26 protein-coding genes, 2 tRNA genes and 1 pseudogene are annotated in these 23,267 nt (G+C 73.4%); 12 read left to right on the forward strand and 17 right to left on the reverse strand.

Going from position 1 to position 23,267, the window contains the following annotated elements:
• Positions 1-98 precede the first annotated feature (98 nt).
• On the forward strand, positions 99-710 hold the full coding sequence (locus tag ACFY29_RS17680) for a TetR/AcrR family transcriptional regulator (RefSeq protein WP_386987354.1): 612 nt from the start codon (positions 99-101) through the stop codon (positions 708-710).
• 51 nt (positions 711-761) lie between these two features.
• On the opposite strand, the gene ACFY29_RS17685 is transcribed toward ACFY29_RS17680, so the two are convergent.
• Complete coding sequence (locus tag ACFY29_RS17685) at positions 762-1,271, reverse strand: GNAT family N-acetyltransferase (RefSeq protein WP_386987357.1); 510 nt, start codon at positions 1,269-1,271, stop codon at positions 762-764.
• Entirely contained in the window at positions 1,268-1,489 is a 222-nt protein-coding gene (locus ACFY29_RS17690) for a biotin/lipoyl-binding carrier protein (RefSeq protein WP_355613643.1), read from the reverse strand. Before ACFY29_RS17690 ends, ACFY29_RS17685 begins: the two co-directional genes overlap by 4 nt.
• A gap of 221 nt (positions 1,490-1,710) precedes the next feature.
• Between ACFY29_RS17690 and ACFY29_RS17695 the strand changes: the two genes are divergently transcribed.
• The gene (locus tag ACFY29_RS17695; protein ID WP_386988480.1) at positions 1,711-1,785 is read left to right on the forward strand and encodes a 50S ribosomal protein bL37; all 75 of its coding nucleotides are present in this window, start codon (positions 1,711-1,713) and stop codon (positions 1,783-1,785) included.
• A gap of 119 nt (positions 1,786-1,904) precedes the next feature.
• On the opposite strand, the gene rsrA is transcribed toward ACFY29_RS17695, so the two are convergent.
• From rsrA to ACFY29_RS17720, 5 genes are all read right to left on the reverse strand, one after another.
• Positions 1,905-2,192: a mycothiol system anti-sigma-R factor gene (gene rsrA / locus ACFY29_RS17700; RefSeq protein ID WP_328420042.1), complete on the reverse strand. Its 288-nt coding sequence runs from the start codon at positions 2,190-2,192 to the stop codon at positions 1,905-1,907.
• A gap of 1 nt (position 2,193) precedes the next feature.
• On the reverse strand, positions 2,194-3,021 hold the full coding sequence (locus ACFY29_RS17705) for a sigma-70 family RNA polymerase sigma factor (protein ID WP_355613646.1): 828 nt from the start codon (positions 3,019-3,021) through the stop codon (positions 2,194-2,196).
• A 283-nt stretch (positions 3,022-3,304) separates the two neighbouring features.
• Positions 3,305-3,922, reverse strand: coding sequence for an alpha/beta family hydrolase (locus ACFY29_RS17710; protein WP_386987362.1), 618 nt, complete (start codon positions 3,920-3,922; stop codon positions 3,305-3,307).
• Positions 3,923-3,974: 52 nt separating this feature from the next.
• Positions 3,975-4,367: a WhiB family transcriptional regulator gene (locus ACFY29_RS17715; protein ID WP_328420048.1), complete on the reverse strand. Its 393-nt coding sequence runs from the start codon at positions 4,365-4,367 to the stop codon at positions 3,975-3,977.
• A gap of 196 nt (positions 4,368-4,563) precedes the next feature.
• Positions 4,564-5,274 carry an SOS response-associated peptidase gene (locus tag ACFY29_RS17720; protein ID WP_386987366.1) on the reverse strand — a complete coding sequence of 237 codons (711 nt, stop codon included), beginning with the start codon at positions 5,272-5,274 and terminating at the stop codon, positions 4,564-4,566.
• A 101-nt stretch (positions 5,275-5,375) separates the two neighbouring features.
• On the opposite strand from ACFY29_RS17720, the gene aroA reads away from it, so the two are divergent.
• From aroA to ACFY29_RS17740, 4 genes and pseudogenes are all read left to right on the forward strand, one after another.
• Complete coding sequence (gene aroA / locus ACFY29_RS17725) at positions 5,376-6,677, forward strand: 3-phosphoshikimate 1-carboxyvinyltransferase (protein WP_386987369.1); 1,302 nt, start codon at positions 5,376-5,378, stop codon at positions 6,675-6,677.
• Complete coding sequence (gene rsgA, locus ACFY29_RS17730) at positions 6,647-7,807, forward strand: ribosome small subunit-dependent GTPase A (protein ID WP_386987372.1); 1,161 nt, start codon at positions 6,647-6,649, stop codon at positions 7,805-7,807. Before aroA ends, rsgA begins: the two co-directional genes overlap by 31 nt.
• Positions 7,808-7,835: 28 nt before the next feature.
• Positions 7,836-8,654, forward strand: a complete 819-nt coding sequence (gene hisN, locus ACFY29_RS17735; RefSeq protein ID WP_386987375.1) for a histidinol-phosphatase — start codon at positions 7,836-7,838, stop codon at positions 8,652-8,654.
• Between the two features lie 59 nt (positions 8,655-8,713).
• A pseudogene (locus tag ACFY29_RS17740) lies at positions 8,714-9,662 on the forward strand (hypothetical protein).
• On the opposite strand, the gene ACFY29_RS17745 reads toward ACFY29_RS17740, so the two are convergent.
• Positions 9,620-10,819, reverse strand: a complete 1,200-nt coding sequence (locus ACFY29_RS17745) for a glycosyltransferase (RefSeq protein WP_386987377.1) — start codon at positions 10,817-10,819, stop codon at positions 9,620-9,622. The pseudogene ACFY29_RS17740 and the gene ACFY29_RS17745 overlap by 43 nt on opposite strands.
• Before the next feature lie 235 nt (positions 10,820-11,054).
• Between ACFY29_RS17745 and ACFY29_RS17750 the strand changes: the two genes are divergently transcribed.
• The 3 genes from ACFY29_RS17750 to ACFY29_RS17760 all read left to right on the forward strand — a co-directional run bounded on the left by ACFY29_RS17750 (position 11,055) and on the right by ACFY29_RS17760 (position 13,584).
• Complete coding sequence (locus ACFY29_RS17750) at positions 11,055-12,053, forward strand: SDR family oxidoreductase (RefSeq protein WP_355613654.1); 999 nt, start codon at positions 11,055-11,057, stop codon at positions 12,051-12,053.
• 83 nt (positions 12,054-12,136) lie between these two features.
• Positions 12,137-12,922 carry an ATP-binding protein gene (locus tag ACFY29_RS17755; protein ID WP_386987381.1) on the forward strand — a complete coding sequence of 262 codons (786 nt, stop codon included), beginning with the start codon at positions 12,137-12,139 and terminating at the stop codon, positions 12,920-12,922.
• 89 nt (positions 12,923-13,011) lie between these two features.
• Positions 13,012-13,584, forward strand: coding sequence for a DUF5709 domain-containing protein (locus ACFY29_RS17760; protein ID WP_386987384.1), 573 nt, complete (start codon positions 13,012-13,014; stop codon positions 13,582-13,584).
• A gap of 20 nt (positions 13,585-13,604) precedes the next feature.
• Here ACFY29_RS17760 and ACFY29_RS17765 read toward each other — a convergent pair whose 3' ends face one another.
• Both ACFY29_RS17765 and macS read right to left on the reverse strand, forming a co-directional pair.
• Complete coding sequence (locus ACFY29_RS17765; RefSeq protein ID WP_386988483.1) at positions 13,605-14,264, reverse strand: response regulator; 660 nt, start codon at positions 14,262-14,264, stop codon at positions 13,605-13,607.
• 14 nt (positions 14,265-14,278) lie between these two features.
• Positions 14,279-15,445, reverse strand: coding sequence for a MacS family sensor histidine kinase (macS, locus tag ACFY29_RS17770; RefSeq protein ID WP_386987388.1), 1,167 nt, complete (start codon positions 15,443-15,445; stop codon positions 14,279-14,281).
• A 120-nt stretch (positions 15,446-15,565) separates the two neighbouring features.
• Between macS and ACFY29_RS17775 the strand changes: the two genes are divergently transcribed.
• Complete coding sequence (locus ACFY29_RS17775) at positions 15,566-16,024, forward strand: ATP-binding protein (protein ID WP_328420070.1); 459 nt, start codon at positions 15,566-15,568, stop codon at positions 16,022-16,024.
• A 22-nt stretch (positions 16,025-16,046) separates the two neighbouring features.
• On the opposite strand, the gene ACFY29_RS17780 is transcribed toward ACFY29_RS17775, so the two are convergent.
• The gene (locus ACFY29_RS17780) at positions 16,047-16,985 is read right to left on the reverse strand and encodes a ribose-phosphate pyrophosphokinase (protein WP_328420072.1); all 939 of its coding nucleotides are present in this window, start codon (positions 16,983-16,985) and stop codon (positions 16,047-16,049) included.
• 103 nt (positions 16,986-17,088) lie between these two features.
• On the opposite strand from ACFY29_RS17780, the gene glpK reads away from it, so the two are divergent.
• Positions 17,089-18,573 carry a glycerol kinase GlpK gene (glpK, locus tag ACFY29_RS17785; protein ID WP_386987394.1) on the forward strand — a complete coding sequence of 495 codons (1,485 nt, stop codon included), beginning with the start codon at positions 17,089-17,091 and terminating at the stop codon, positions 18,571-18,573.
• A gap of 16 nt (positions 18,574-18,589) precedes the next feature.
• Here glpK and ACFY29_RS17790 read toward each other — a convergent pair whose 3' ends face one another.
• The gene (locus tag ACFY29_RS17790; protein ID WP_328420076.1) at positions 18,590-19,423 is read right to left on the reverse strand and encodes a phosphoribosylaminoimidazolesuccinocarboxamide synthase; all 834 of its coding nucleotides are present in this window, start codon (positions 19,421-19,423) and stop codon (positions 18,590-18,592) included.
• A 148-nt stretch (positions 19,424-19,571) separates the two neighbouring features.
• On the opposite strand from ACFY29_RS17790, the gene ACFY29_RS17795 reads away from it, so the two are divergent.
• Positions 19,572-20,903, forward strand: coding sequence for an ABC transporter substrate-binding protein (locus tag ACFY29_RS17795; protein ID WP_386987397.1), 1,332 nt, complete (start codon positions 19,572-19,574; stop codon positions 20,901-20,903).
• 70 nt (positions 20,904-20,973) lie between these two features.
• Here the strand turns inward: ACFY29_RS17795 and ACFY29_RS17800 are convergent, their stop codons facing one another.
• The 5 genes from ACFY29_RS17800 to ACFY29_RS17820 form a co-directional block, all read right to left on the reverse strand.
• Positions 20,974-21,225 (reverse strand): hypothetical protein, encoded by a 252-nt coding sequence (locus ACFY29_RS17800; protein WP_328420078.1) that lies wholly within the window; start codon positions 21,223-21,225, stop codon positions 20,974-20,976.
• A gap of 136 nt (positions 21,226-21,361) precedes the next feature.
• Positions 21,362-21,438 (reverse strand) — tRNA-Met (locus ACFY29_RS17805).
• Positions 21,439-21,617: 179 nt separating this feature from the next.
• Positions 21,618-21,694 (reverse strand) — tRNA-Met (locus tag ACFY29_RS17810).
• Between the two features lie 88 nt (positions 21,695-21,782).
• Positions 21,783-22,721, reverse strand: coding sequence for a hypothetical protein (locus ACFY29_RS17815; protein ID WP_386987401.1), 939 nt, complete (start codon positions 22,719-22,721; stop codon positions 21,783-21,785).
• Positions 22,711-23,220: a SigE family RNA polymerase sigma factor gene (locus ACFY29_RS17820; RefSeq protein WP_386987404.1), complete on the reverse strand. Its 510-nt coding sequence runs from the start codon at positions 23,218-23,220 to the stop codon at positions 22,711-22,713. Before ACFY29_RS17820 ends, ACFY29_RS17815 begins: the two co-directional genes overlap by 11 nt.
• Positions 23,221-23,267: the final 47 nt, after the last annotated feature.

Here is a 23,267-nt window from a genome sequence, read left to right on the forward strand (position 1 = left end):
CCGAGGAATGCCACACTTACTTGCCGCCCGGCTAGTTACCTTACTAGCCGCACGGTAAGTTGGGTGCCAACTGGCGGTCAACCGATTTGGGGGCATGGGTGAGGGAGAGCACAGGCGGCACTCGGGAGCGGATCAAGGTCGTCGCGCTCGAGCTCTTCACCGAGCAGGGGTACGAGAAGACCTCGCTGCGGGAGATCGCCGAGCGCCTCAACGTCACCAAGGCAGCGCTCTACTACCACTTCAAGAGCAAGGACGACATCGTCGCCAGCTTCGTCGAGGAGCGCTTGGAGCGGATGGACGCGCTGACCGCCTGGGCCGAGTCACAGCCGGCGACCCTGGCCACCCGGCGCGAGCTGATCTCCCAGTACGCCGACACGATGTTCACCGGCGACCAGCCGTCGGTGATGCGCTTCTTCGAGCAGAACCAGACCGTGCTCAAGAGCCTCGCGTCCGGCCAGCAGATGCGCGGCCGGATGATGCAGCTGGCCAACGCGCTCTGCCGGGGCGACGACTCCCCCTCCGCCCAGCTGCGCGCCGTGCTGTCACTGTTCGCGGTGCACAGCAGCTGGTTCGCGGTGCGGGCGCCGGGCATTACCGACGCTGAGCGCCGCCGGATCGCCCTGGAGGTGGCCGACGAGCTGCTTGCCGCCATCGGCGTCGCGCCCGACGAGAAGGCGGCCCCGGCCACCTCGGTCGGCCCGCCCGCCTGATCGACCGCGGGCTCAGCCCCGGCATCTCGGCCTCGGGGCGGCTCCGGCATCTCAGCCTCGGGAGAGCTCCCGGCGCAGGCCGAGCAGGTCCACGCCGGGCACCGGCGACCAGTCCTGCTCCCGCGACCGGACGAAGCCGAGCCGCTCGTACAGCCGGTGCGCCGAAGCGGCCATCCCCGCGCGGACGCAGATCACCACCGCCGTGCAGCCCAGCTCGGCCGCGCGGTCGACGCACGCCTGGGCCAGCGCCGCGCCGACACCTCGACCCTGCCCGGCCGGGTCGACCGCGAGCATCCGGAACTCCGCCTCGCCGGGGCCGGAGAGCTCGGCGAACGGGGTGCCCGGCAGCACGAAGGTGACCGAGCCGAGCACCGCGGCGGTCGCCTCGTCCACCGCGACCAGCACCTCGCCGCTGGAGGCCCGGGTCGACACGTCGGCCAGCACCGCGCCGTACCCGTGCTCGCCCTTGAGCTGGCCGTCCGCCTCGTATGCGGCCACGGTCAGCCGGGCCACCGCCGGGAAGTCGGCCGGCTCGGCGCGCCGGACCCGCAGGCCGGTCAATCGATCACCGCGATGAGGTCGCCGTCCTGCACGACGTCGCCCTCGTTGACGGCGAGCTGCTTGAGCACACCGTCGGACTCGGCGATGACCGGGATCTCCATCTTCATCGACTCGAGGATCACCAGGGTGTCGCCCTCGGACACGGTGTCGCCGGCCGATGCCACGACCTTCCAGACGTTCGCCACCATCTCGGCGCGGATCTCCTCGGCCATGTGCACGGCCCTCCCTTTTCCCGATGTGCCTGCCGACGTATCCAATCATGCGGCGGGCGACGGTGGGCGCAGAGCGGTGTTGCAAGGGTGCCCGGCCGCCCCTGGGGAAGGTGTCGGGTGCCGGCCGCACTACCATCAGCGGGTTGGAACCGCCGCCGGGCCGCCGGTGGGTGCACCGGCGCGAGGACGTGCGCAGGACGGTTCCGACCCATCACGAGGAGGTCAGCATGGCGAAGAAGTCCCGGAAGAAGAAGGCCCGGAAGAAGAGCAACGCGAACCACGGCAAGCGTCCCAACTCCTGAACGCGCCGACGGGCCGACCGCCCGTCACCGCTCAGCCCAGCCCGGGGGACTCCGGGTACGACGGTGGCCCGGGTCGACATCGACCCGGGCCACCGGTTTGTCCGTTCAGAACGCCGACGTCAGTCGGCCAACTCGCGGGAATCGCTGGTCTCGAAGACCACCAGCTCAGTGAGCTTGACCCGCAGCCGCTCGCGCAGCTCGTCCGGCGCGGTCTCGTTGCCGCAGCAACGAGCCACCAGCGCCCGCACCTCCTGCTCGAGGCCGTACTCGCGCAGGCAGGGCCCGCACTCGTCGAGGTGGTGCCGGATCAGCGAGCGCCGCTCGTCGGCGCACTCCAGATCCAGGTAGAGATAGACCTCCGCGAGCACCTCGCGGCAGTCCGTCTCGTGCGGCTTCCCACAGCTCACGTCACACCTCCCGGCCGGCAGCGGCAGCGGTCGAGCCCTTCGACGAGCGGGCCGGGCTGAAGCCCCGCTCCGCGGCGTAGCGCTCGAGCAGCTTGCGCAGATTACGACGGCCCCGGTGCAGGCGCGACATCACGGTGCCGATCGGCGTGCCCATGATGTCGGCGACCTCCTTGTACGAGAAGCCCTCGACATCGGTGAGGTAGACGGCCAGGCGGAACTCCTCCGGCAACTGCTGGAGGGCCTCCTTGACGTCGCTGTCCGGCAGCCGGTCCAGTGCCTCGGTCTCGGCGGAGCGCAGCCCACTGGAGGTGTGCGACTCAGCCTCGGCGAGCTGCCAGTCGGTGATCTCCTCGGTGGGCGCCTGGATCGGCTGGCGCTGCCGCTTGCGGTAGGAGTTGATGTAGGTGTTGGTCAGGATCCGGTAGAGCCAGGCCTTCAGGTTGGTGCCCTGCTCGAACTGGTGGAAGGCGGCGTACGCCTTCAGGTAGGTCTCTTGGACCAGGTCCTCGGCATCCGCCGGGTTGCGCGTCATCCGCAGCCCAGCAGCGTAGAGCTGATCGACGAATGGCATCGCGTCCCGCTCGAAACGGGCCCTGCGCTCGTCCGTCTTCTCGGTGGTCAACCGCACATCCCCTCGCGTCGGATGCTTTCCCGCCGAGGATACGCGCACGGACCTGCCCACAGATTCACTTCCGGCCGGTGTGCTCGTGCTCACCGCACCCGCCCCGCCCGGTCCCGCCGTCGCGGGCCAGTCCGGGCCATCCAACAGCCGCTTCAGCTGCCGGGCGTCCCGTTCGTCCCGTTCCAGGCTCCGTGTATCGGTTGGCACCCGTCACCCCCCTCGCAGAAAAGTCGTCCGGGGGTAGTAACGCGGGACAACGGGTGGGGCATTCCGGCCGGCCGTCCCGTTCCTGGTCCCAGCCCCGGCGACAGCCGGCGCTGGGACCAGGAAGGGCCTGGGAGGACTGGCACCGCCCGTCCGGATCGGGCCGGCGGCACCATCGGATGCAACGACCCGCGCCCGGCACCGGACACGGTCCGGCCGACCGACCGGTGCTGTGGCAGGCGTTCACGTCGCGCGGCCGCGACCGGGTTCGGCGCGGCAGCGCGGATCAGCCGGCCGCCCAGCCCTGGGCGCGCAGCCAGTCCCGGACCACGGCCGCCGTACCGACCGGATCCCGCCGCAGGTCATGGGTTTCGCCGGGTCGGGTCACCACCTGCACGGCCGGCCCCGGCTCCGGCATCCCGAACGGGTCCCGGTCGCCGTTGACCACCAACGTCGGCAGCCCGGTGTCCAGTTCGCTGGCCCGGGAGCGTTCCGGCCGGCCGGGTGGGTGCAGCGGAAAGGCCAGCGCGACGACGCCGGCCGCGCCCACCGCGCGGGCCGTCCGGCAGGCCACCCGCGCACCGCTGGACCGACCGCCGACCAGCAGCGTCGGGACGTCCGGGTGCCGTTCACGCAGCGCGGCGAGCACTGCGGTCCACGCCTCGTCGAGGTGCCCGGCGGGGGCCGGCGCACGCCGGCCGGCGACCCGGTAGGGCTGGGTCACCCGGACCACCGCCAGGCCGACCGCGACCGCCGCCTCCCGTACCGCGATCAGGTCGGGCGCGTCCACGCTGCCGCCCGCACCGTGCCCGAGCACCAACAGGGTTGCAGCCGGCCGGGCCGGCAGGTCGGTGTCGATCCGCGCCGGACCGCGCGGAGTCTCGATCTCGTCGCTGGGCAGCACCGCACCATTCTGCGCCGCCAGGTCGGCGCCCGGGACAGGACCCGGCCGGCGTTCAGCTCAGCGGCACCAGGGTGAGCAGACGGTCCCGTACCGGCGGGCCCGCGTCGTCGACGGCGTCCGGATCCGGCTGGACCTCGCCGCGCCAGGCGACCAGCATCGCCCGCCGCTCCCGGGGCGTAGTGCCGCCCCACACGCCGTGGCAGTCACCCACCTCCAGGGCCCAGGCCAGACAGGACCCCTGTACGTCGCAACTGCGGCACAGGGCGACAGCGGCGTCCGCCGGCTCGTTCGGCGCCGGAAAGAATGTCTCTGGATCGACGCTCTGGCACGTCCCTCTGGTGCGCCAACTGTCATCCTGTCGCCGTTCCTGCAAGGCTCGCAGCAGTCGCGGATCTCGCCGCGCCGCAGCCACCTCGTGCGGGCGGGGCATACGCGCCCGTGTCATCCACCCACCTCCCCCGTGGGACCGGCAAGATCGATGGATGTCGTCCGCCCCGTGCGAATCGACACCCACTACCGGCGCTGTGTTCTATCGCACTTCCGGACACTGAGACAAGGGGTTGCCGGGAACATGACTGAACGGTTAGGAGACGAATCGCGCGCAACCCTGGCAAATCGGCGCCCGACGATGCGGCTGGGCCTCAGAACAGGGTCAGCTCCTGCGGCGCGACCGTTGGCGCCACCGGCACCCGCGCGATCAACTGCGGCCCGTCGTTGCGGACGTCGCCCACCGCCGGCCCGACCGGGCGGATCTCCAACCCGGCCAGCCGGTCCGCCGTCGGCGGGGCGAGCAGCCGGTCCGGCTCGTCGGTCGACGCCAGCCACGTCGACCACCGCTCGGGCGGCAGCAGCACCGGCATCCGGTCGTGCACCTCGGCCAGCTCGCCGAGCGCCGCGGTGGTCAGCACGCTGAAGGTGAGCCGGGTGTCGGCACCGGACTCCCAGATCGACCAGATGCCGGCCAGAGCGAGCACCGAGCCGTCGGTGGGCGTCATGTAGTACGCCTGACGCCCGCCGTCGGGCTGGCGGACCCACTCGTACCAGCCGTCGGCCGGGACCAGGCAGCGACGACGGGCGAACGCCCCGGCGTACGCCCGGCTGGTGGCCACCGTCTCCGCCCGCGCGTTGATCATGCGGGCCGCGCCAGCGGCGGACCGGGACCAGTGCGGCAGCAGGCCCCAGCGTCCGACGCAGAGGGAGCGGTGCCCCTCCGGGGTGACCCGGACCAGCGGCACCGGGTCGGTGGGCGCGACGTTGTGATCAGGCAGGACCCGGCCGTCGGTGTCGTCCGACGACTCGAACAACGCGCTCAGCTCACCGGAGCTCCGGGTCGTCGCGTACCTGCCGCACATGGGCACACGCTAACCCGTCGAGGGCTCCGCGGCTGTCCCGCCAACCGGGAGTACGACCGCCGTTCGGCGCCGCCCACCGGCCGACACGGCAGAATGTAACCGTGGGGAACCTGATCGCGACCCGGCCGCCGCAGCCGTGGACCGCACCGACCGCGTCCGACCCGGTGGCGGCCACGCTGCGCCTGCCCGGGTCCAAGTCGATGACCGCGCGTGCCCTGGTGCTCAGCGCACTGGCCGCCGGCCCGTCGACCCTGGCCGGGCCGCTGCGCGCCCGGGACACCGAGCTGATGGCGGCCGGCCTGCGGGCGATGGGCGCGCACGTGTCGATCAGCGACGACGAACGCTGGCTCGTCCGGCCGCACCCGCTGGCCGGCCCGGCGCACGTGGACGTGGGCCTGGCCGGCACGGTGATGCGGTTCGTCCCGCCGGTGGCCGGGCTGGCCGACGGACGGATCACCTTCGACGGCGACCCGCAGGCCCGCACCCGGCCGCTCGGCCCGCTGATCGGCGCGCTGCGCTCGCTGGGCGTCCGGATCGACGCCAGCGGCGCGGGCAGCCTGCCGCTGACCGTGCTCGGCTCCGGCGGGGTCACCGGCGGTGAAGTGGTGATCGACGCCTCCGCCTCCAGCCAACTGGTCTCCGGGCTGCTGCTGGCCGCGCCGCGCTTCGACCGGGGCGTCGTGGTGCGCCACGTCGGCCCGCCGGTGCCGTCCGCGCCGCACCTGCGGATGACGGTGCAGATGCTGCGGGCCGCTGGCGCGGCGGTCGACGACACCACCCCCGACGTGTGGACCGTCGAGCCCGGCCCGCTCACCGGGCGCGGCTGGGAGATCGAGCCGGACCTCTCCGGTGCGGTGCCGTTCTTCGCCGCCGCCCTGGTCACCGGCGGCGAGGTCACCCTCCAGGGCTGGCCGCGCAGCAGCGCCCAGCCGGTCGAGCAGCTCCGCTCGCTACTGCACCGGATGGGTGGCGAGGTCACCCTCTCCACCACCGGGCTGACCGTCCGGGGCACCGGCGTGGTGCACGGCCTGACCGCCGACCTCTCCGACGTCAGCGAGCTGACACCGGCGCTGACCGCGCTGGCCATGCTGGCCGACTCGCCGTCGTCCTTCACCGGCATCGGGCACATCCGCGGCCACGAGACCGACCGGCTGACCGCGCTGGCGCGGGAGTTCACCGCACTCGGGGCGGACGTCACCGAGGCTCCGGACGGGCTGGAGATCCGGCCCCGGCCGCTGCGCGGCGGCGTGTTCCGCACCTACCACGACCACCGGATGGCGCACGCCGCCGCAGTGGCCGGGCTCGCCGTGCCGGGCGTCGAGGTGGACGACGTCGGGTGTACCTCCAAGACCATGCCGGAGTTCCCGGCACTATGGTCAGCGATGGTGACCGGCAAGAGCTGACGCGACAGGGGGCGGTCCTGGCGACCAAACGGCGGGAGTACGACGAGGACGACGTACGGGTCCGACCCGGGAAATCGTCGCGTCCGCGTACCCGCACCCGACCCCGGCACGCCGACGCGGTGGACGGCTTCGTCATCGCCGTCGACCGGGGGCGCTACACCTGCGTGCTGGCCGGGGCCGAGCACGGCGTGGTCGGGGCCGAGCTGCCCACGGTCACCGCCATGCGGGCTCGTGAGCTGGGCCGCAAGTCGGTCGTGGTGGGCGACCGGGTCAGCCTGGTCGGGGACACCTCGGGCGCGGAGGGCGCTCTCGCACGCATCGTCCGGATCGCCGAGCGCCGCTCGGTGCTGCGCCGCACCGCCGACGACGACGAGACCACCGCCGAGGGCCGGCTGGAGCGGGTGGTGGTGGCCAACGCCGACCAGTTGGTGATCGTCAGCGCGCTGGCCGACCCGCCGCCGCGCACCGGGTTCATCGACCGCTGCCTGGTGGCCGCGTACGACGCGGACATCGACCCACTGCTCTGCCTCACCAAGGCCGACCTGGCCGGGCCGGAGGAGGTGCTGGGCTACTACACGGAGCTGGAGCTGCCGTACGTGCTGAACCACCCCGACTCCGACCTGGACGCGCTGCGCGCGCTGCTCGCCGGCCGGGTGTCGGTGCTGGTCGGGCACTCCGGTGTGGGCAAGTCGACACTGGTCAACCGCCTCGTCCCGGACGCCCTTCGGGCGGTCGGCGTGGTCAGCGCGATCGGCCGTGGCCGGCACACCTCGACCAGTGCGGTGGCGCTGCGGCTGCCACCGATCCCCGGCATCGACACCGACCCGGGCTGGATCATCGACACCCCGGGCATCCGCAGCTTCGGGCTGGCGCACGTCTCCGCCGACAGCCTGCTGCACGGCTTCCCCGACCTGGTCGAGGGGACCGCCGACTGCCCACCCAACTGCCCGCACACGGCCGACGAGGCCGACTGCGGGCTGGACGCCTGGGTGGCGGCCGGCAAGGCCGACCCGCGCCGGCTGGCCTCGTACCGCCGGTTGCTCGCCTCCCGGGCCGGCGACGGCGACCAGCGCGGCGAGACCGACCAGCGCGGGCCCGGCGAGGGCGACCGGCGCGGGCCCGACGAGTGAGCCACCCGGCGTCGGCTAGGTTGCCGGCATGACCGGGTACGCCGACGACCTCGCCCTCGCCCACCTGCTCGCCGACCGGGCCGACGCCATCGCCACGGACCGGTTCCGGGCGCTCGACCTGCGGGTCGAGGCGAAGCCTGATCTGACCCCGGTGTCCGACGCGGACACCGCCGTGGAGCGGGAGATTCGCGCGTTGCTGGCCGAGCACCGGCCGGGCGACGGCCTGCTCGGCGAGGAGTACGGCGCCCAGCCGCCGAACGCCCCGGACGGCCGGCAGTGGATCATCGACCCGATCGACGGCACCAAGAACTTCGTCCGCGGCGTGCCTGTCTGGGCCACCCTGATCGCGCTCCTCGACGGTGACCGGCCGGTGGTCGGCGTGGTGTCCGCCCCGGCGCTGGGCCGGCGCTGGTGGGCGAGCGCGGGCGCGGGCGCGTACGCCGGGCCGGGCCCCGCGGCCGGCGAGCGGATCGGCGTCTCCGCGGTGCGACGGATCGCCGACGCCAGCTTCTGTTACTCGTCCCTGAACGGGTGGGAACGCGCCGGGCGGCTCGACGCGATGCTCGACCTGATGCGCGACAGTTGGCGCAGCCGGGCGTACGGCGACTTCTACGGCTACATGCTGCTGGCCGAGGGCGCACTGGACGTGATGGTCGAGCCGGAGTTGTCGCTGTGGGACGTGGCGGCGCTGGTGCCGATCGTCACCGAGGCGGGTGGCACGGTCACGGATCTGGCCGGTCGACCGGCTCCGGCTGGCGCGCCGGGCACCGAGAGCAGCGCGGTGGCCACCAACGGTGTGCTGCACGCCGACATCCTCGCCCGGCTGAATCGACCAGCCGAGCATTGACCCCGGGCAACCTCTATCCTCGCCAGGTGGTCTCCTCCGGCTGGTGCTTTCTCGCGGCGATGATTGTCGCGTACGGCTTCGCCAACCTGCTCCAGTCGGTGGCCGCGGCCCGCACAACCGTGCACCACACCTTCGATCCGGGGCTGCTGCTGCGGCTGGCCGGGCACCGGACGTACCTGGTCGGGTTGGGCTGCCAGATCGGCGGTTTCGTGCTCGCCTTCCTGGCCCGGCGGGACCTGCCGCTGTTCCTGGTCCAGGCCAGCGTGGCCGCCGGGCTCGGAGTGACCGCCATCCTCGGCGTGCTGGTGCTGAAGTGGCGGCTGCCGGTGGCCGAGGTGGTGCTGCTGGGCCTGCTCTTCGCCGGGATCAGCGCGCTGGTGCTGTCCGCGCGACCGGCGCCGTCCCGGCAGCTCGGCACCGCCGGCTCGGTCGCCCTGCTGGTGGCGCTCGGCGTGATCGCGGTGCTCGGTGTCTTCGCCGTCCGGCTGCACGGAGCGCCCGGGTCGGTGGCTCTCGGCTCGCTGGCCGGGCTGGCGTTCTCCTCGGCCGCGGTGGCTGCCCGGCCACTGGCCTCCGCACCGTCGGCCGAGGCGTTCCTCGCCAACCCGCTGTTCTACCTGCTGATCGTCCACTCGATCGTCGGCCAACTGCTGCTCGGCCTGGCCATGCAGCGCGGCTCGACGACCGCCGCGGTCGCCGCGATGGACGCCGCCGGAGCGGTGCCGGCGGCGATCGTTGGCCTGCTGTTGCTCAACGACAAGATCTGGCCGGGGCGGGAGTGGCTGGCCGCGGTCGGTTTCCTGGTCACCCTGGCCGCGGTGATCGGGCTGACCCGGTACGCCGAGCCGCAGCAGCACTCCGCGAGGGCGCAACGCCCCGGCCGGACCATGGTCGGCGCCGGCCGACCCGGCTGAGCAGGCGCCCACGCCACGACTGGCGTGGCGTGGGCGGATCCCGACTCAGACTCAGGCTTCGACCGGTTTGCGGCGGCTCACCACCCGCTCGTAGAGGCGCTCCAGCGCACCGGCGGTCCGTTCCCAGGTGTAGCTGCTCCGGACCCGGTCCACCGCGGCGTGGCCGTAGGCGAACCGCCCGGCGTTGTCGGTGAGCAGCCGGCGCAGGGAGACCCCGAGGGTCCGTACGTCGCCGGGGGGCACCAGCCGGCCGGTGACCTCGTCGACGACGGCGTCCGCCAGGCCGCCCATCGCGTAGCCGACCACCGGCACCCCGCAGGCCATCGCCTCCAGCGAGACCCGCCCGGCGGAGGAGTAGTGCGGCGTGCAGGCCACCACGTCCGCCGACCGGTACCAGGTCGCCATCTGGTCGTGCGGCACCGCCCCGACCAGCCGTACCTGGTCGGCCAACCCGGCCTGCTCGGCCAGCTCGCGCAGCCGGCGTGCCTCCGTGTGGTTGGCCAACTGGTCAGCCGGCGGCCCACCGGCGATCACCAGCTCAGCGTCACCGACCAGCCGCATCGCCCGGATCAGGTCCTCCTGGCCGTGGCCCGGGGAGAGCCCGCCCACGGAGAGGATCCGGGCCCGCTGCTCGCGCGGCGCCGCCTCACCATCGGGGTGGAACTGCTCGATGTCCACCCCGGCGGGCACCATCGCCACCGAGCTGCGCTGCAGGCCCATCCGGGTCAGTTCGTCCACCTCGTCGTTGCTCTGGGCCACCGCGATGTCCACGGCGCGGGTCAGCGCGCGTTCCAGTGGGATCCGCTCCCCCGGCCCGTCGTACCGACCGCCCAGGTGGCGCAGTTGCTCGACGCCGAGCGAGTGGAAGGTCTGCACCACCGGGATGTCGGTCTCCCGGACGGCGTGCGCGGCGGCCAGGCCGCCGATCCAGTAGTGCCCGTGCACCACCTCGGGCTGCCAGGCGCCGGCCCACTCGTCGGCCAGCCAGCGGCCGAAGCCGGTCACGTGCGGGATCAGCTCGGCGGTGGGCAGCGGGGTGGGCGGCCCAGCCGACACCCGTCGCACCTGGTAGCCATCGACGTCAACGGTCTCCGGTAGCCCGGGGTCGTCCCGGCGCTCGTAGATCCGGACGTCGTGGCCTCGGCCGGCCAGCTCGGCGGCGACCCGCGCGATGTGCTGTTGGGTGCCGACCGGCGGGCCGTCGGCGTGCCGGTACGAGCTGGTGTGCGCGCAGACGAGGCCGACGCGCATGGGTCACCTCCCTGCGATCTTTCCTCGGCGGTGGTCCTCCCGGTCAGAGCGTCCCATTAACCCAGAGGTCGGGAGCCGAAACCTGGCAGATCGGGAACAGTCCCCGCAGGTGCCACCGACACTTGCGCCACGACAACCACGAAACCGCCCTGCGCAGCCCCCGACGAGGCTGTTCCACGAGGATCGGCGAGGGACCTTTGGTATGACCCGGCCTGGTCGGGGGTACCGCTCAGGAATGCCGCTGACCCGCAGCCTCGACGATTCGACCGTGGTGATCACCGGCGCCTCCAGCGGGATCGGCACGGCCACCGCGTACGCGCTGGCTCGCCGGGGCGCCGCCGTCGTGCTGGCCGCCCGAAGCGAGCCGGCGCTGCGGCAGGTCGCGCAGCGCTGCCGGGAGTTGGGCGGTCGGGCGCTGGTCGTGCCGACCGATGTGACCGACCTGGAGTCGGTGCAGCGGCTGGCCGACCGGGCGGCGGCCGAGTTCGGGCGCATCGACGCCTGGGTGAACAACGCCGCCGTGGGAGCGGTGGGGCTTTTCGACGAGATCCCGGTCGCCGAGTTCCGCCGGGTGGTGGAGGTGAACCTGCTCGGCGCGGTGCACAGCTTCAAGGCCGCGCTGCCGCACCTCGGCGCGGCCGGCGGCGGGGTGCTGGTCAACAACGCCTCGATGCTTGCCGAGGTGGCGATGCCGTACCAGTCGGCGTACAACGCCACCAAGCACGGCATCCGCGGGCTCGCCGACACCGTCCGGCAGGAGCTGCGGGTCACCGGTCGGGGGCAGATCTCCATCTGCACCGTGCTGCCGGCCACCATCGACACCCCGTTCTTTCGGCACGCGGCCAACCACAGCGGACGCGAGCTGGTACCACCGCCGCCGGTCTACCCGCCGGAGGTGGTCGCCGAGACCATCGTCCGGCTGCTGCGTCGGCCCCGCCGCGAGGCGTACGCCGGCGGCGCAGCCCGGCTCCTCGGCCTGCAGTGGCGGCTGGCGCCCGCACTGGTGGAGCGCATCCTCGGCTGGTACACCCACCGCACCCAGTTCGGCCCGGGCGCCCGAGTCGACAGCAGCGGCAACGTGTTCCACGCCGACGCGGAGGGCCACCGGGACGGCGGTTGGCACGGCCGACGGCGGCAGTTGGTGCGGATGACCGCCGCGTTCGGCCTCGCCGCCGCCGGCACCGCGGTCGGCACGATGGCGGCGATGAGCCGTCGGACCCGGCAGGACCAGTGATGCCGAGCATCGAGCGACCGGACGCCAGCGCGAGAAGTGAGCCGGTGCTGCGAGCCCCGCAGTCGCGAGCGAAGGAAGGAACAGTGACGTCCGTCACCAGCGAGCACGATCGGGCGATCATGTCGGCCGGCGCGCATTGTCTGGTGGAGATCGACGAGTCGTCCGCGGTGGTCCGGGTGACCGGTGTGCTCGACGCCCCCTGCGCCGGCACGGTCCGCGACGCGCTGCTCGCCCGACTCTGCGACCGGCCCGGCCCGGTGGTGGCCGACGTGACCGGGCTGCGGGTCGACGACCCGGTCGGGCGGGGCGTCTTCGCCGAGGTCCGCCGGGAGGTCGCCGACTGGCCCGCTGCTGACCTGCTTCTCTGTGACCCGGCGGTCCCCGGGCCCAGTCGCGCGGACACGTCGCTGGGCGGCGTGCCGGCCTGGCCCACCCTGGCCGGCGCGCTGGCCGCGATCGCCGCAGCGCCGCTGGCGGCGGTGCTCACCGCCGAGCTGGCCCCGACGGTCGGAGCGGCCGGGCAGGCCCGCGAGCTGGTGACCACCGGTTGCCGGCGCTGGGACATGCCGGCGCTGGCCGAGCCCGCGTGCATCGCGGTCACCGAGATGGTCAACAACGTGGTCGCGCACGCCCGGACCCCGATGACCGTCCGGCTGGCTCCGCAGGACAGCACCCTGCACCTGGCGGTTCGCGACCACTCCCCGCGGCGGCCGGCGTTCGCCGGGCTGGTGCCGCCGACCCACGCCGGAGGGCGGGGCCTGCTGCTGATCAGCACGATGGCACGGCGGTGGGGCAGCAGCGTGGTACCGGACGGCAAGGTCGTCTGGTGCGTGCTGCACCCCGCAGACGAGGCGAGCGCCCTCGGCTGACGGGCCGTTGCGGCCCTGTTGTCCAACTCGACACCGCACGGCCGGCAGTGCCCCGGTTATGCCGGGAGGGCAGCGGGTAGTGATCAGACATGCGCGACAACGAGTTCCCGACCCCCGTGTCCGACACCGAGGCGCAGGGGCTGCCCGACACCGCCGACGACGACTCGACCGCCAACGACGACGTGCTCACCGGGCGCGAGGCGGACGGCCCGGATCCGGCCCAGCTGCCCGGCGACCGGACGCCCGTGGCGGTGGACCGGTTCGGGACCACCGCCGAGGAGCAGCTCGACGGTGAGTCGTTGGACTACAAGCTCCAGCGGGAGACCTTCGAACGCCCGGTCGACGACCCGCTGGCCGGCCCGGTCGACCCGAAGATCGCCTTCGAGGCGGACAACGAGGCCGCGGCAGCGGAGGCCCAACTGGACGCCGACGTGATGGACCCGGGGCCCACCTCGGACCCGAAGTCCCCGGTCTCCCTCTACGACCACGGCCAGCTCGGCACGGTGGCCGACGCCACCGTGGGCCGGCTGGTGGAACCGGACGAGGGAGCGCACACCGACCAGGAGACCGACTCCGTCGCGTACGACGCCGGTTCAGCCGGGGGCGGGGCGACCGCCGAGGAGTTGGCCATCCACGAGACGGAGCCACCGCGCTCGGTCTGACCCGCCGGCCGGCCGCCGAGTCAGTCGTCGAGACCGCGCTCGATCGCGTACCGGGTCAGCTCGACCCGGTTGTGCAGTTGCAGCTTGCCCAGCGTGTTCTGCACGTGGTTCTGCACCGTGCGGTGCGACAGCCCGAGCCGCTGCGCGATCTGCTTGTACGACAGCCCCTTGGCCACCAGGCGCAGCACCTCCGTTTCCCGATCGGTGAGCCGGGGCGCCCCGGGCTCCGAGCCGTCGGCCGGGCCGGACCCCGACCCCGACCCGGTGCCGGCGGCGAGCCGGCGGTACTCGCCGAGGACCAGCCCGGCCAGGCCGGGGGTGAAGACCGGCGCGCCGTCCGCCGTGCGGCGTACCGCGTCGAGGAACTCGGCCGGCGCCGTCGACTTCACCAGGTACCCGGTGGCCCCCGCCTTGACCGCGTCCAGCACGCTCTGCTGCTCGCCGCTGGCGCTGAGCATCAGCACCCGCACGTCGGGCAGCGCCGCGCGCAGCCCATGGACCACCTCGACCCCGGAGATGTCCGGTAGTTGCAGGTCGAGGACGACCACGTCGGGTCGGGCGGCGGCGGCCACCCGGATCGCCTGCCGTCCCTCGCCGCTGGTGGCCACCACCAGGAAACCGGCCTCGGTCAGATCGCGGGCCACCCCCTCCCGCCACATCGGATGGTCGTCGACCACCATCACCCGTACCGGGGTCACCGGTCCGCCCTCGGCACGGTCAGCTCGATCTCGGTGCCGACCTCGGGGGTCGACACGATCCGGACCGTCCCGCCCAGGTCCGCCACCCGGCCCCGGATCGACTGGGTCACGCCGAGCCGCCCCTGGGCGGCCGCCTCGGCCAGCCGGCCGTCCGGGATGCCCGGCCCCTCGTCACGGATCGACACGGTCACCGTCTCCCCCTCGTCCTCGATCAGCACCCAGGCCCGCCCGCCAGCGTGCCGTCCCACGTTGTCCAGGGCCGCGCCGGTCGCGGCGGCCAGTTCCCCGGCCGTACGCCGGGGCAGCGGCACCGGGGTGGCCGGCGCGGAGAGCGACACCGCCGGTGAGGCGTACCGGCCGAGCAGGGTCCGCAGGTCCACCGCGCCGGCATCGGCCACGTCCGTGCCGCCCCGGCCGGCGTCACCCGGCGGGACCGCGTCACCGACCGGAGCGGCGCCGGCGATCAGCGCGCGCAACGCGGCCTCCTGCTCGCCGGCCAGCCGGGCCAGTTCGCCGGCCTCGCCGGCCAGGTGCGCGCCGCGCCGCTGCACGAGCGCCAGCACCTGCAGGACCGAGTCGTGGATGCCCCGGGCCAGCCGCTCCCGCTCCCGGGTGGCCGCCTCCAACTCCACCGCGCGTTGCAGCCGCTCCTCGGCGGTCACCGCGAGCCGGGCCACGTGCCCGACCACCACTCCGGCGAGCAGCAACAGGATGACCCCGGTGAACGAGGACTGGCCGATCCGCTCCCGGGTCGCCAGGTCCGCGCCGGCGACCAGCAGCGCGGCCACCGTGCCCCGCCGCCGGCCGCCAGAGACGGCCCAGGCCAGCACCGGGCCGGCCATCCAGGCCACCCCCAGCGTGGGCACGCCAGCGGCGAGCGCCGCGCGGCCGACCACCCACGGAGTGGCCAGCACGAGGGCCATCACCACCCCGAGGTCGGCCAGCAGCAGCGGCCAGCGCCGCCAGGCCGGCCGGGCGTACCCGATCGCGGTCGCCGCGGTCCAGGCCATCATCACCAGGACGAGGGCGCCGACGAGGAACGGATGGGCGTACCGGTCGGCGTCGCGCACCGCGAGCGCGCAGACGTACGCGAGGGACGCCAGCCGGAACACGGTGAGCGCCCGCCAGAGCGGCACCTCGAAACCACCCGGCGGTGACGACATGGCGGTCAGGATGCCACAACCGGGCCCGCCGGGCGGGGAGCGCGAAGTGCGGTCCGAGGAACCCTGACGTACGGTGGAAATGCCGCGAAATACTCCGCGATCGGCCGTCGGGACGGGGCCATGACGAACGCAGATCCGCACGCACCGCGTACGGTTGTGCCCATCGAACCTGCCCTCCTGATCGCCGAGGCCTTCGACCAGGCCCAGGTGACCGAGATTCGACACTCGGTCACCTCCTGCGCGCATGCCTCTGGGCTGACCGGGCAGCGGCTGGACGACTTCGTGCTGGCGATCAACGAGCTGATCACCAACGCGGTGCGGCACGGCGGCGGGCGGGGATGGCTGCGGCTCTGGCTGGAGCCGGGGATGCTGGTCTGCGAGGTCGCCGACCACGGGCGTGGGATCAGCGCGCAGCGGCTGGGCGACCGGCGCCGGCCGGCCCCGGACACCGCCGGCGGCTGGGGCCTCTGGCTGGCCCGCGAGCTGACCGACGCCATGGAGGTCGCCACCGGCACCGCCGGCACCACCGTCCGCATCACCACGGCCCTCACCAGCAACAACCACAACACCGCACGCTGACCCCACGCCCACGGGTGGCGGGTCAGGCGAAGAGGGCGGAGACGGACTCCCCGTTGTGGATCCGCCGCATGGCTTCGGCCAGGGCCGGTGCCACCGAGAGGACCTGTAGTTTGGGGACCCGCTTGGCGGTCGGGATGGGGACCGTGTTGGTACAGACGATCTCCAGTACGCCCTCCTGGTCGCCGAGCCGCTGCAGCGCGTCGCCGGAGAAGAGGCCGTGCGTGCAGGCCAGCCGGATCGAGCGGACCTTCAGGCCACGCAGGTGCTCCATCAGCTCGACGACCGTGCTGCCCTTGGCGATCTCGTCGTCCAGCACGATGACGTCCTTGTCGGTCACCTCACCGATCACGGCGCTGATCTTGACCAGGTCGTCGTTGAACCGCTGCTTCGCCCCGGCCGCGACCGGCGTGCCGAGCAGCCGCGCGAACGCGGCCGCCTCCTTGGCGTTGCCCAGGTCGGGCGAGACCACCACGGTGTTGCTGAGGTCGTATTGCCGGAAGTGGGTGGCCAGCTCGCGCAACGCGTGCAGGTGGTCCACGGGGACGCTGAAGAAGCCGTGCACCTGCGGCGAGTGCAGGGTCAGCGCGAGCACCCGGTCCGCCCCGGCCGAGGTGAGCAGGTCGGCGACCAGCCGGGCGCCGATCGAGATCCGCGGCGCGTCCTTCTTGTCCGAGCGGGCGTACGCGTAGTGCGGCAGCACCACCGTGATCCGGCCGGCGGACGCGCCCCGGGCCGCGTCGATCATCAGCAGCAGCTCGACCAGGTGCTCCTGCACCGGCGGCACCAACGGCTGGATCAGGAAGACGTCCCGCTCCCGACAGTTGGCCTGCAACTGGACTTCCAGGCAGTCGTTGGCGAACCGGGAGACCCGCACCGGATGCAGCGGCACCCCCAGGTGGGCGCAGATCTCGGCGGCGAGGTCGGGATGGGCGGTTCCACTGAAAACGGCGATGTCGCGCACGTTCGCACATCGTAGGCGAAGCGTTTGGTGGCGGACGGCGGCGGGCGGCAACCCGGCCGTGACACCGGTCGACCGGCGCCGCAGGTCCGGGTACGGTGCTGCGGTGACCCCCCAGTACGTCGCCGCCATCGACCAGGGCACCACCTCCTCGCGGTGCATCGTCTTCGACCGGGCCGGGGAGATCGTCGCCGCGGCCCAGCGCGAGCATCGGCAGATCTTCCCCCAACCCGGTTGGGTGGAGCACGACGCCGAGGAGATCTGGGACAACGTCCAGCAGGTCGTCCGGGAGGCGCTGGAGGCCGCTGGCACCGACGCGGCGGGGCTGGCCGCGGTCGGCATCACCAACCAGCGGGAGACCACCGTGGTCTGGGACCGGGCCACCGGCCGCCCGGTGGCCAACGCCGTGGTCTGGCAGGACACCCGGACGGGACCGCTGCTGCGCGAGCTGGCGGCGGCGTACGGCGAGGAACGGTTCCGGGCCCGCACCGGCCTGCCGCTGGCCACCTACTTCGCCGGGCCGAAGCTGCGCTGGCTGCTGGACGAGGTGGACGGCCTCCGCGAGCGCGCCGAGCGCGGCGAGGTGCTCTTCGGCACCATCGACAGTTGGCTGATCTGGAAGCTGACCGGCGAGCACGTCACCGACGTGACCAACGCCAGCCGGACCATGCTGATGGACCTCGCCACCCTGGACTGGGACCCGGAACTGCTGGACGCCATGGGCGTACCGGCGGCGATGCTGCCCGAGATCCGCTGCTCCGCCGAGGTCTACGGCACGGCCACCGGAGTGCTGGCCGGGGTGCCGGTGGCCAGCGCGCTCGGCGACCAGCAGGCCGCCCTGTTCGGGCAGACCTGCTTCCAGCCGGGCGAGGCGAAGTGCACCTACGGCACCGGCAGCTTCCTGCTGCTCAACACCGGCGCCAGCCCGGTCCCCTCGACGCACGGCCTGCTCACCACGGTCGCCTACCGGATCCACGGCCAACCGGCGGCGTACGCCCTGGAGGGCGCGATCGCGGTCACCGGGTCGCTGGTGCAGTGGCTGCGCGACAACCTCGGGTTGATCTCCACGGCCGCGGAGGTGGAAGAGCTGGCCGGCACCGTGGACGACAACGGCGGCTGCTACGTGGTGCCGGCGTTCTCCGGGCTCTTCGCCCCGCACTGGCGCAGCGACGCGCGCGGCGTGATCGCCGGCCTGACGGGCTACATCACCAAGGGGCACCTGGCCCGGGCGGTGCTGGAGGCGTCGGCCTGGCAGACCCGCGAGGTCGTCGACGCGATGAACGCCGACTCCGACGTGGCGCTGCGCCGACTCCGGGTGGACGGCGGCATGACCGCCAACGGGCTGCTCATGCAGTTTCTCGCCGACGTGCTCGACGTGCCGGTGGTCCGTTCCCGGATCACCGAGACCACCTGCCTGGGCGCCGCGTACGCGGCCGGCCTGGCGGTCGGCTTCTGGCCGGACCTGGCCACGCTGCGCGCGCAGTGGCGCTCCGACGCGCAGTGGGAGCCGGCCATGGCCCCGGAGCTGCGCGACCGGGAGCTGCGCAACTGGCGCAAGGCCGTACAGCGCACCCTCGACTGGGTGGAGTGACCGCCGGTCCCGGCGATCACTCCCAACGGTTGCCGGTGAGCTTCTCGTAGACGTCGATGTAGCGGGCCCGGGTCGCCTCGACCACCTCGGCCGGCATGTCCGGCGCCGGGCCCTGCTTGTCCCAGCCGCTGCCGGTGGCCCAGTCCCGCACGTACTGCTTGTCGTAGGAGAACTGCACCCGCCCCGGCTGGTACGACTCGGCCGGCCAGAACCGCGACGAGTCGGAGGTGAGCAGCTCGTCGGCGAGGACCAGGGTGCCGTCCGGCGCCCAGCCCAGCTCGATCTTGGTGTCGGCGACCAGGATGCCCCGGTCGGCGGCCAGCTCGGCGCCGCGCCGGTAGATGTCGATGGTGATCTGCCGCAGCCGCTCGGCGGTGGCCTGGCCCACCTTGTCCACCACGTCGGCGAACGTGATCGGCTCGTCGTGCTCGCCCACCGGCGCCTTGCTGGACGGCGTGAAGATCGGCTCGGGCAGGATCGACGCCTCACCGAGCCCTCGGGGCAGCGGTACGCCGGAGACGGCGCCGGTGCGCTCGTACTCCCGCAGGCCGCCGCCGGTGAGGTAACCCCGGGCGACGCACTCGACCGGGACCATGTCCAGCCGCTGGCAGCGGATCGCCCGCCCGGCGAACTCCGCCGGCACGTCGGTGGCCGAGATGACGTGGTTCGGCACCAGGTCGGCGAGCTGCTCGAACCACCACAGCGAGAGCGCGGTGAGCAGGCGGCCCTTGTCCGGGATCGGCGTCGGCAGCGCCACGTCGTAGATCGAGATGCGGTCCGAGGCGACCAGGATCAGGTCGTCACCGTCGGCGTAGACGTCCCGGACCTTGCCCGAGTGCAGAAGTTCCACGCGCCCTAGTACACCACGTGGCACCGGGGGCCCCGTTCCGGCCACCCGAGCCGGGGCCGATCGCAGGGGTGACCGGACGGACGTTGACACCTCCCCGCGCCTCCTGCGTGAATGGTCCGACCGCCGCCCGCAGGTGCCAGGAGACCCCGTGCCCTTTGTTCGACCCCCGATCGACCGCTTCGGCGCCGACCCGGGCCGGCGCCGAGTGCTCACTGCGCTGCTCGGTGCCCCCCTGCTGGCCTCCGGCGGCCTCGCCGGATGCAGCGACGGCACCGCGACCTCGACCGAGGAGGGGCCGGTCGAGCTGTCGGTCTTCTGGTGGGGAGGGACGAAGCGGGCCGAGCTCACCGAGAAGGTGCTGCGGCTCTACTCGGAACGCAACCCCCGGGTCACCTTCCGGGTCACCTGGCAGGGCGCCGACGGCTACTACGACCGGCTGGCCACCCAGGCCGCCGGCGGCAACGTGCCGGACCTGATCCAGCTCGACGACGCCATGCTGACCGAGTACGCCCAACGCCAGATCGTCCTCGACCTGAGTGAGCGGGTGGCCGACCACCGGTTGGACCTGCGGGGCCTGCCGGAGGGCCTGATCCGCTACGGCGCCGTGGAGGGGCGGACGATGGCCGTCGCCGGTGGGCAGACCCTCGCGGCGGTGGTGTTCAACCGGGACCTGCTCCGGGAGCTCCGGGTGCCGGAGCCGCGCGCCGGGATGTCCTGGGCTGACTACATCTCCTGGGCGGAGCAGGTCACCGACGCCAGCGACGGCCGGGTGGCCGGCACCGCGGACCCGTCCGGCGACTACCGGGCACTCTGGCTCTGGCTGCGCTCTCAGGGTGGCGAGTTCTACCGGGGGCGCCAGCTCGGCTTCGGCGCGGACGAGCTGATCGCCTGGTTCGAGCTGTGGCAGCGAGCTCGCGCCGGGCGGGCCACGCCGGGCGCGGCGCTGGTCGAGCAGGCCGACAGCGGGGAGCCGGCCCGGCAACTGGTGGTCACCGGGTTGACCGCCGCGTCCTTCGCCTGGTCCCACCAGCTACCGGAGCTGCAGCGGCTCACCGAAGCCGAGCTTGGGGTGATCGGCGTCCCGGGGCCGCCTGGTGCACAGTGGGCGCGGGCCTCGATGTACTGGGCCGGGTTCCGCGGCACCCGTCACCCGGACACCGTCATCGACGTGATCGACTTCCTGACCACGAACGGCGAGGCCGGCACCGTCCTCGGCCACGAACGTGGCCTCAACGCCAGTCTCGCCGTCCGCCGGTACACCGAGGGCAGCATCACCGACCCGGCCCAGCAGCGCGCCGCCGCGTTCGGTGCCAGCATCGCCGACCAACTCGGGCCGGCGCCGGCGCCACCGCCGAAGGGGCACGCCACGGTGCGTACCCTGCTGGTCGCCGCCGCGGAGAGCATTCGCGCCGGACGGGCCGGCACCCGCGCGGCCACCTCCCGTCTCGTCGCCCAGGCCAACGCCGCCCTGGCGGCGTGACCGCTGGCCGGTGGCCCGCCGCCGATAGCCGGTAACCCCCCGACGGTCGGGCACGGCGCGAACGACCGGGTCAGCGCGGCGGCCCACCCCGACGGCTGCGCGTCAGCCGCAGCAGCAGGAACACGACGATCGCCACCACCACCAGGCAGCAGAGCAGGCCGAGGAAACCGAAGCCGCCGCCGCGGGACCGCCGCCGGGCGGCCTCGACCACCAGCTCGCCGGTACCCGTGGACGCCCAGGCCGCGACGGGCACGAAGACCGCCAGCACGACCGCACCGAGGACCGCGCTGAGCCGGCCCCACCACTTGCTGAATGAAGACATGCGCCCATCCTCGCCGAAGGACGCAACCTCGGCATGTTGGTCCACGCCGAATCGCGGGACGGAGACCGCGCGGACCGGACTGGGCCGAACATGCGGAACGGCCCCCGAGGACTTGATCCTCGAGGGCCGTTCGTCGTGGTAGCGGGGACAGGATTTGAACCTGCGACCTCTGGGTTATGAGCCCAGCGAGCTACCGAGCTGCTCCACCCCGCGTCGACTGGTTAACCTTAACCCATCCGTTCTGGCGATGATCAGCGGGGCCGGCATCCGCCCCGGAGGCCGGCGGAGCGGCCACACCAGGCGGGTCGACGGCCGGTTGGCGACGGCCGGTCGAGCCGGCTGGGAGATGCGAAACGGCCCCCGAGGATCAGATCCTCGAGGGCCGTTCGTCGTGGTAGCGGGGACAGGATTTGAACCTGCGACCTCTGGGTTATGAGCCCAGCGAGCTACCGAGCTGCTCCACCCCGCGTCGGTTCGATAACCGTAGCGCACCGACCCGGGGCACCGCAAAGCGACCCCGATACCGCCGCCGCCCACCGCGTTGACCTGGGCTTCCGTCAGTCGAGCCAGTTCTCGATCGCCGCCACCGCCCGCCTGCTGTCGGCATCGACCTGGGCACGCTCGGCCGCCGTGTCCTCCCAGCCCTGTTCCCAGAGCACCGTCACCACGTTGTCGATCCGGACCGCCCGAACCAACCGGACCTCGTCCTCGCCCGGGTCGCCTCTGCCCTCCGGGTACGGCGCCCGCATCTCGAACAGCACCGACTCGTCCCCGTACCTCCCCGCGTCCAGCAGCCGCTGCCGCCAGGTCCTGGTGTCGTCGGGCAACCTCTGCTCGGGGCATTCGCGGACGGCCTGCCGCAGCTCCCGCAGCGCATCGTCGGCGCGGCCCGCCCGGTAGATGGTGATGGTGTGCCGGTAACTGCCCGCTGGCACGTACCCCGGCGGGGTTTCCGGCCGCTTGTAGGCCAGGTACCGACCGCGGCGCTGCACCACGGCGGAGTCGCTGGGATAGCGGGCCGTGCAGAGCACCGGCAGCGCTGGCCCGTCCACCTGCGACTCCAGGCCCGTCTGGTTCGCTGCCGCCAGGACGAAGAAGGCACGGTCCGGGATCGAGGTGGGCTGCGGGGGCGTCGCCGTACCGGTTGTCGGGGCCGACGGCGTGGCGCTCGGCGTGCTGCGAGGCGGCGTCGGGGACGGCGGCATCGGGGACCGGGACGGCGGCGCGGACGGGGACGGGCGGGGAGCCGGGCCGCTCGGCAGCGGGCCGGGGGTGTCGGCGGGCGGCGGCAGCGGCGCGGGGCCGTCCGCCGGAAATGCCACCCGTCCCCCGGCGGCCACCCCGCCGAGCAGCAGAGCCACCGCGAGCGCGGTGCCGGCCATCCGGACCCGGGCCCGCCGGTCGGCGCGCCGCCGGACCAGCTCCGGGTGGATCAGCTCCTGGCCGTCGGCCACAGCGGTGAGCGACCGGTACAGGTCGGAGAGTTCAGCTGACATCGTTCGCCTCCAGCTCCACTGCGGAGAGGTCGGGCAGCAGCGCGGCCAGCCGGCACCGGCCCCGGGACAGCCAGGACTTCACGGTGCCGACCGGGGCCTCGGTCTCCCGGGCAATCTCCTCCACGGACATGTCGAAGAGGTAGTGCAAGGCCAGCGCCTGCCGCTGGGCGGCCGGCAGTTGGCGGAGCGCGTGGACCAGCAGCACCCCGTCCTCACTCGGTGGCGGGGCTGCCGGCGGGGGGCCGGTACGGCTCAGCACCGCCCGCCAGCGGTGCAGGTGGCGCCAGCGATCGGTCGCCAGCCGGGCCACCACCAGCCGCAGCCACGCCTCGGGCGCCGGATGCGCCACCAGCCGCCCCCAGTGCCGCCAGGCCCGGGCGAACGCCTCCTGCACGAGATCCTGTGCCTCGGTGTGGTCGCCGGTGACCGCGTAGCCGTACCGCAACATCCGCCGGGCGGTGCTGCGGTAGAAGTCGTCGAAGCTCTGCGCGTCCCTCACGACTGCCCCCTCGTCCGCACCCCGTTGCAGTGAGGACGGCGAACCGG

Source organism: Micromonospora sp. NPDC000668 (assembly GCF_042897975.1).
Lineage (GTDB): Bacteria > Actinomycetota > Actinomycetes > Mycobacteriales > Micromonosporaceae > Micromonospora.

Coding starts and splice junctions, on each gene's coding strand:
- ACFY29_RS17800 (WP_328420078.1), bottom strand. CDS start 21,225: ATGTCTTCATTCAGCAAGTGGTGGGGCCGGCTCAGCGCGGTCCTCGGT.
- ACFY29_RS17750 (WP_355613654.1), top strand. CDS start 11,055: ATGCCGCTGACCCGCAGCCTCGACGATTCGACCGTGGTGATCACCGGC.
- ACFY29_RS17715 (WP_328420048.1), bottom strand. CDS start 4,367: ATGACACGGGCGCGTATGCCCCGCCCGCACGAGGTGGCTGCGGCGCGG.
- ACFY29_RS17775 (WP_328420070.1), top strand. CDS start 15,566: ATGACGAACGCAGATCCGCACGCACCGCGTACGGTTGTGCCCATCGAA.
- rsgA (WP_386987372.1), top strand. CDS start 6,647: ATGGTCAGCGATGGTGACCGGCAAGAGCTGACGCGACAGGGGGCGGTC.
- ACFY29_RS17760 (WP_386987384.1), top strand. CDS start 13,012: ATGCGCGACAACGAGTTCCCGACCCCCGTGTCCGACACCGAGGCGCAG.
- hisN (WP_386987375.1), top strand. CDS start 7,836: ATGACCGGGTACGCCGACGACCTCGCCCTCGCCCACCTGCTCGCCGAC.
- ACFY29_RS17720 (WP_386987366.1), bottom strand. CDS start 5,274: ATGTGCGGCAGGTACGCGACGACCCGGAGCTCCGGTGAGCTGAGCGCG.
- macS (WP_386987388.1), bottom strand. CDS start 15,445: ATGTCGTCACCGCCGGGTGGTTTCGAGGTGCCGCTCTGGCGGGCGCTC.
- ACFY29_RS17765 (WP_386988483.1), bottom strand. CDS start 14,264: ATGGTGGTCGACGACCATCCGATGTGGCGGGAGGGGGTGGCCCGCGAT.
- ACFY29_RS17815 (WP_386987401.1), bottom strand. CDS start 22,721: ATGTCAGCTGAACTCTCCGACCTGTACCGGTCGCTCACCGCTGTGGCC.
- ACFY29_RS17745 (WP_386987377.1), bottom strand. CDS start 10,819: ATGCGCGTCGGCCTCGTCTGCGCGCACACCAGCTCGTACCGGCACGCC.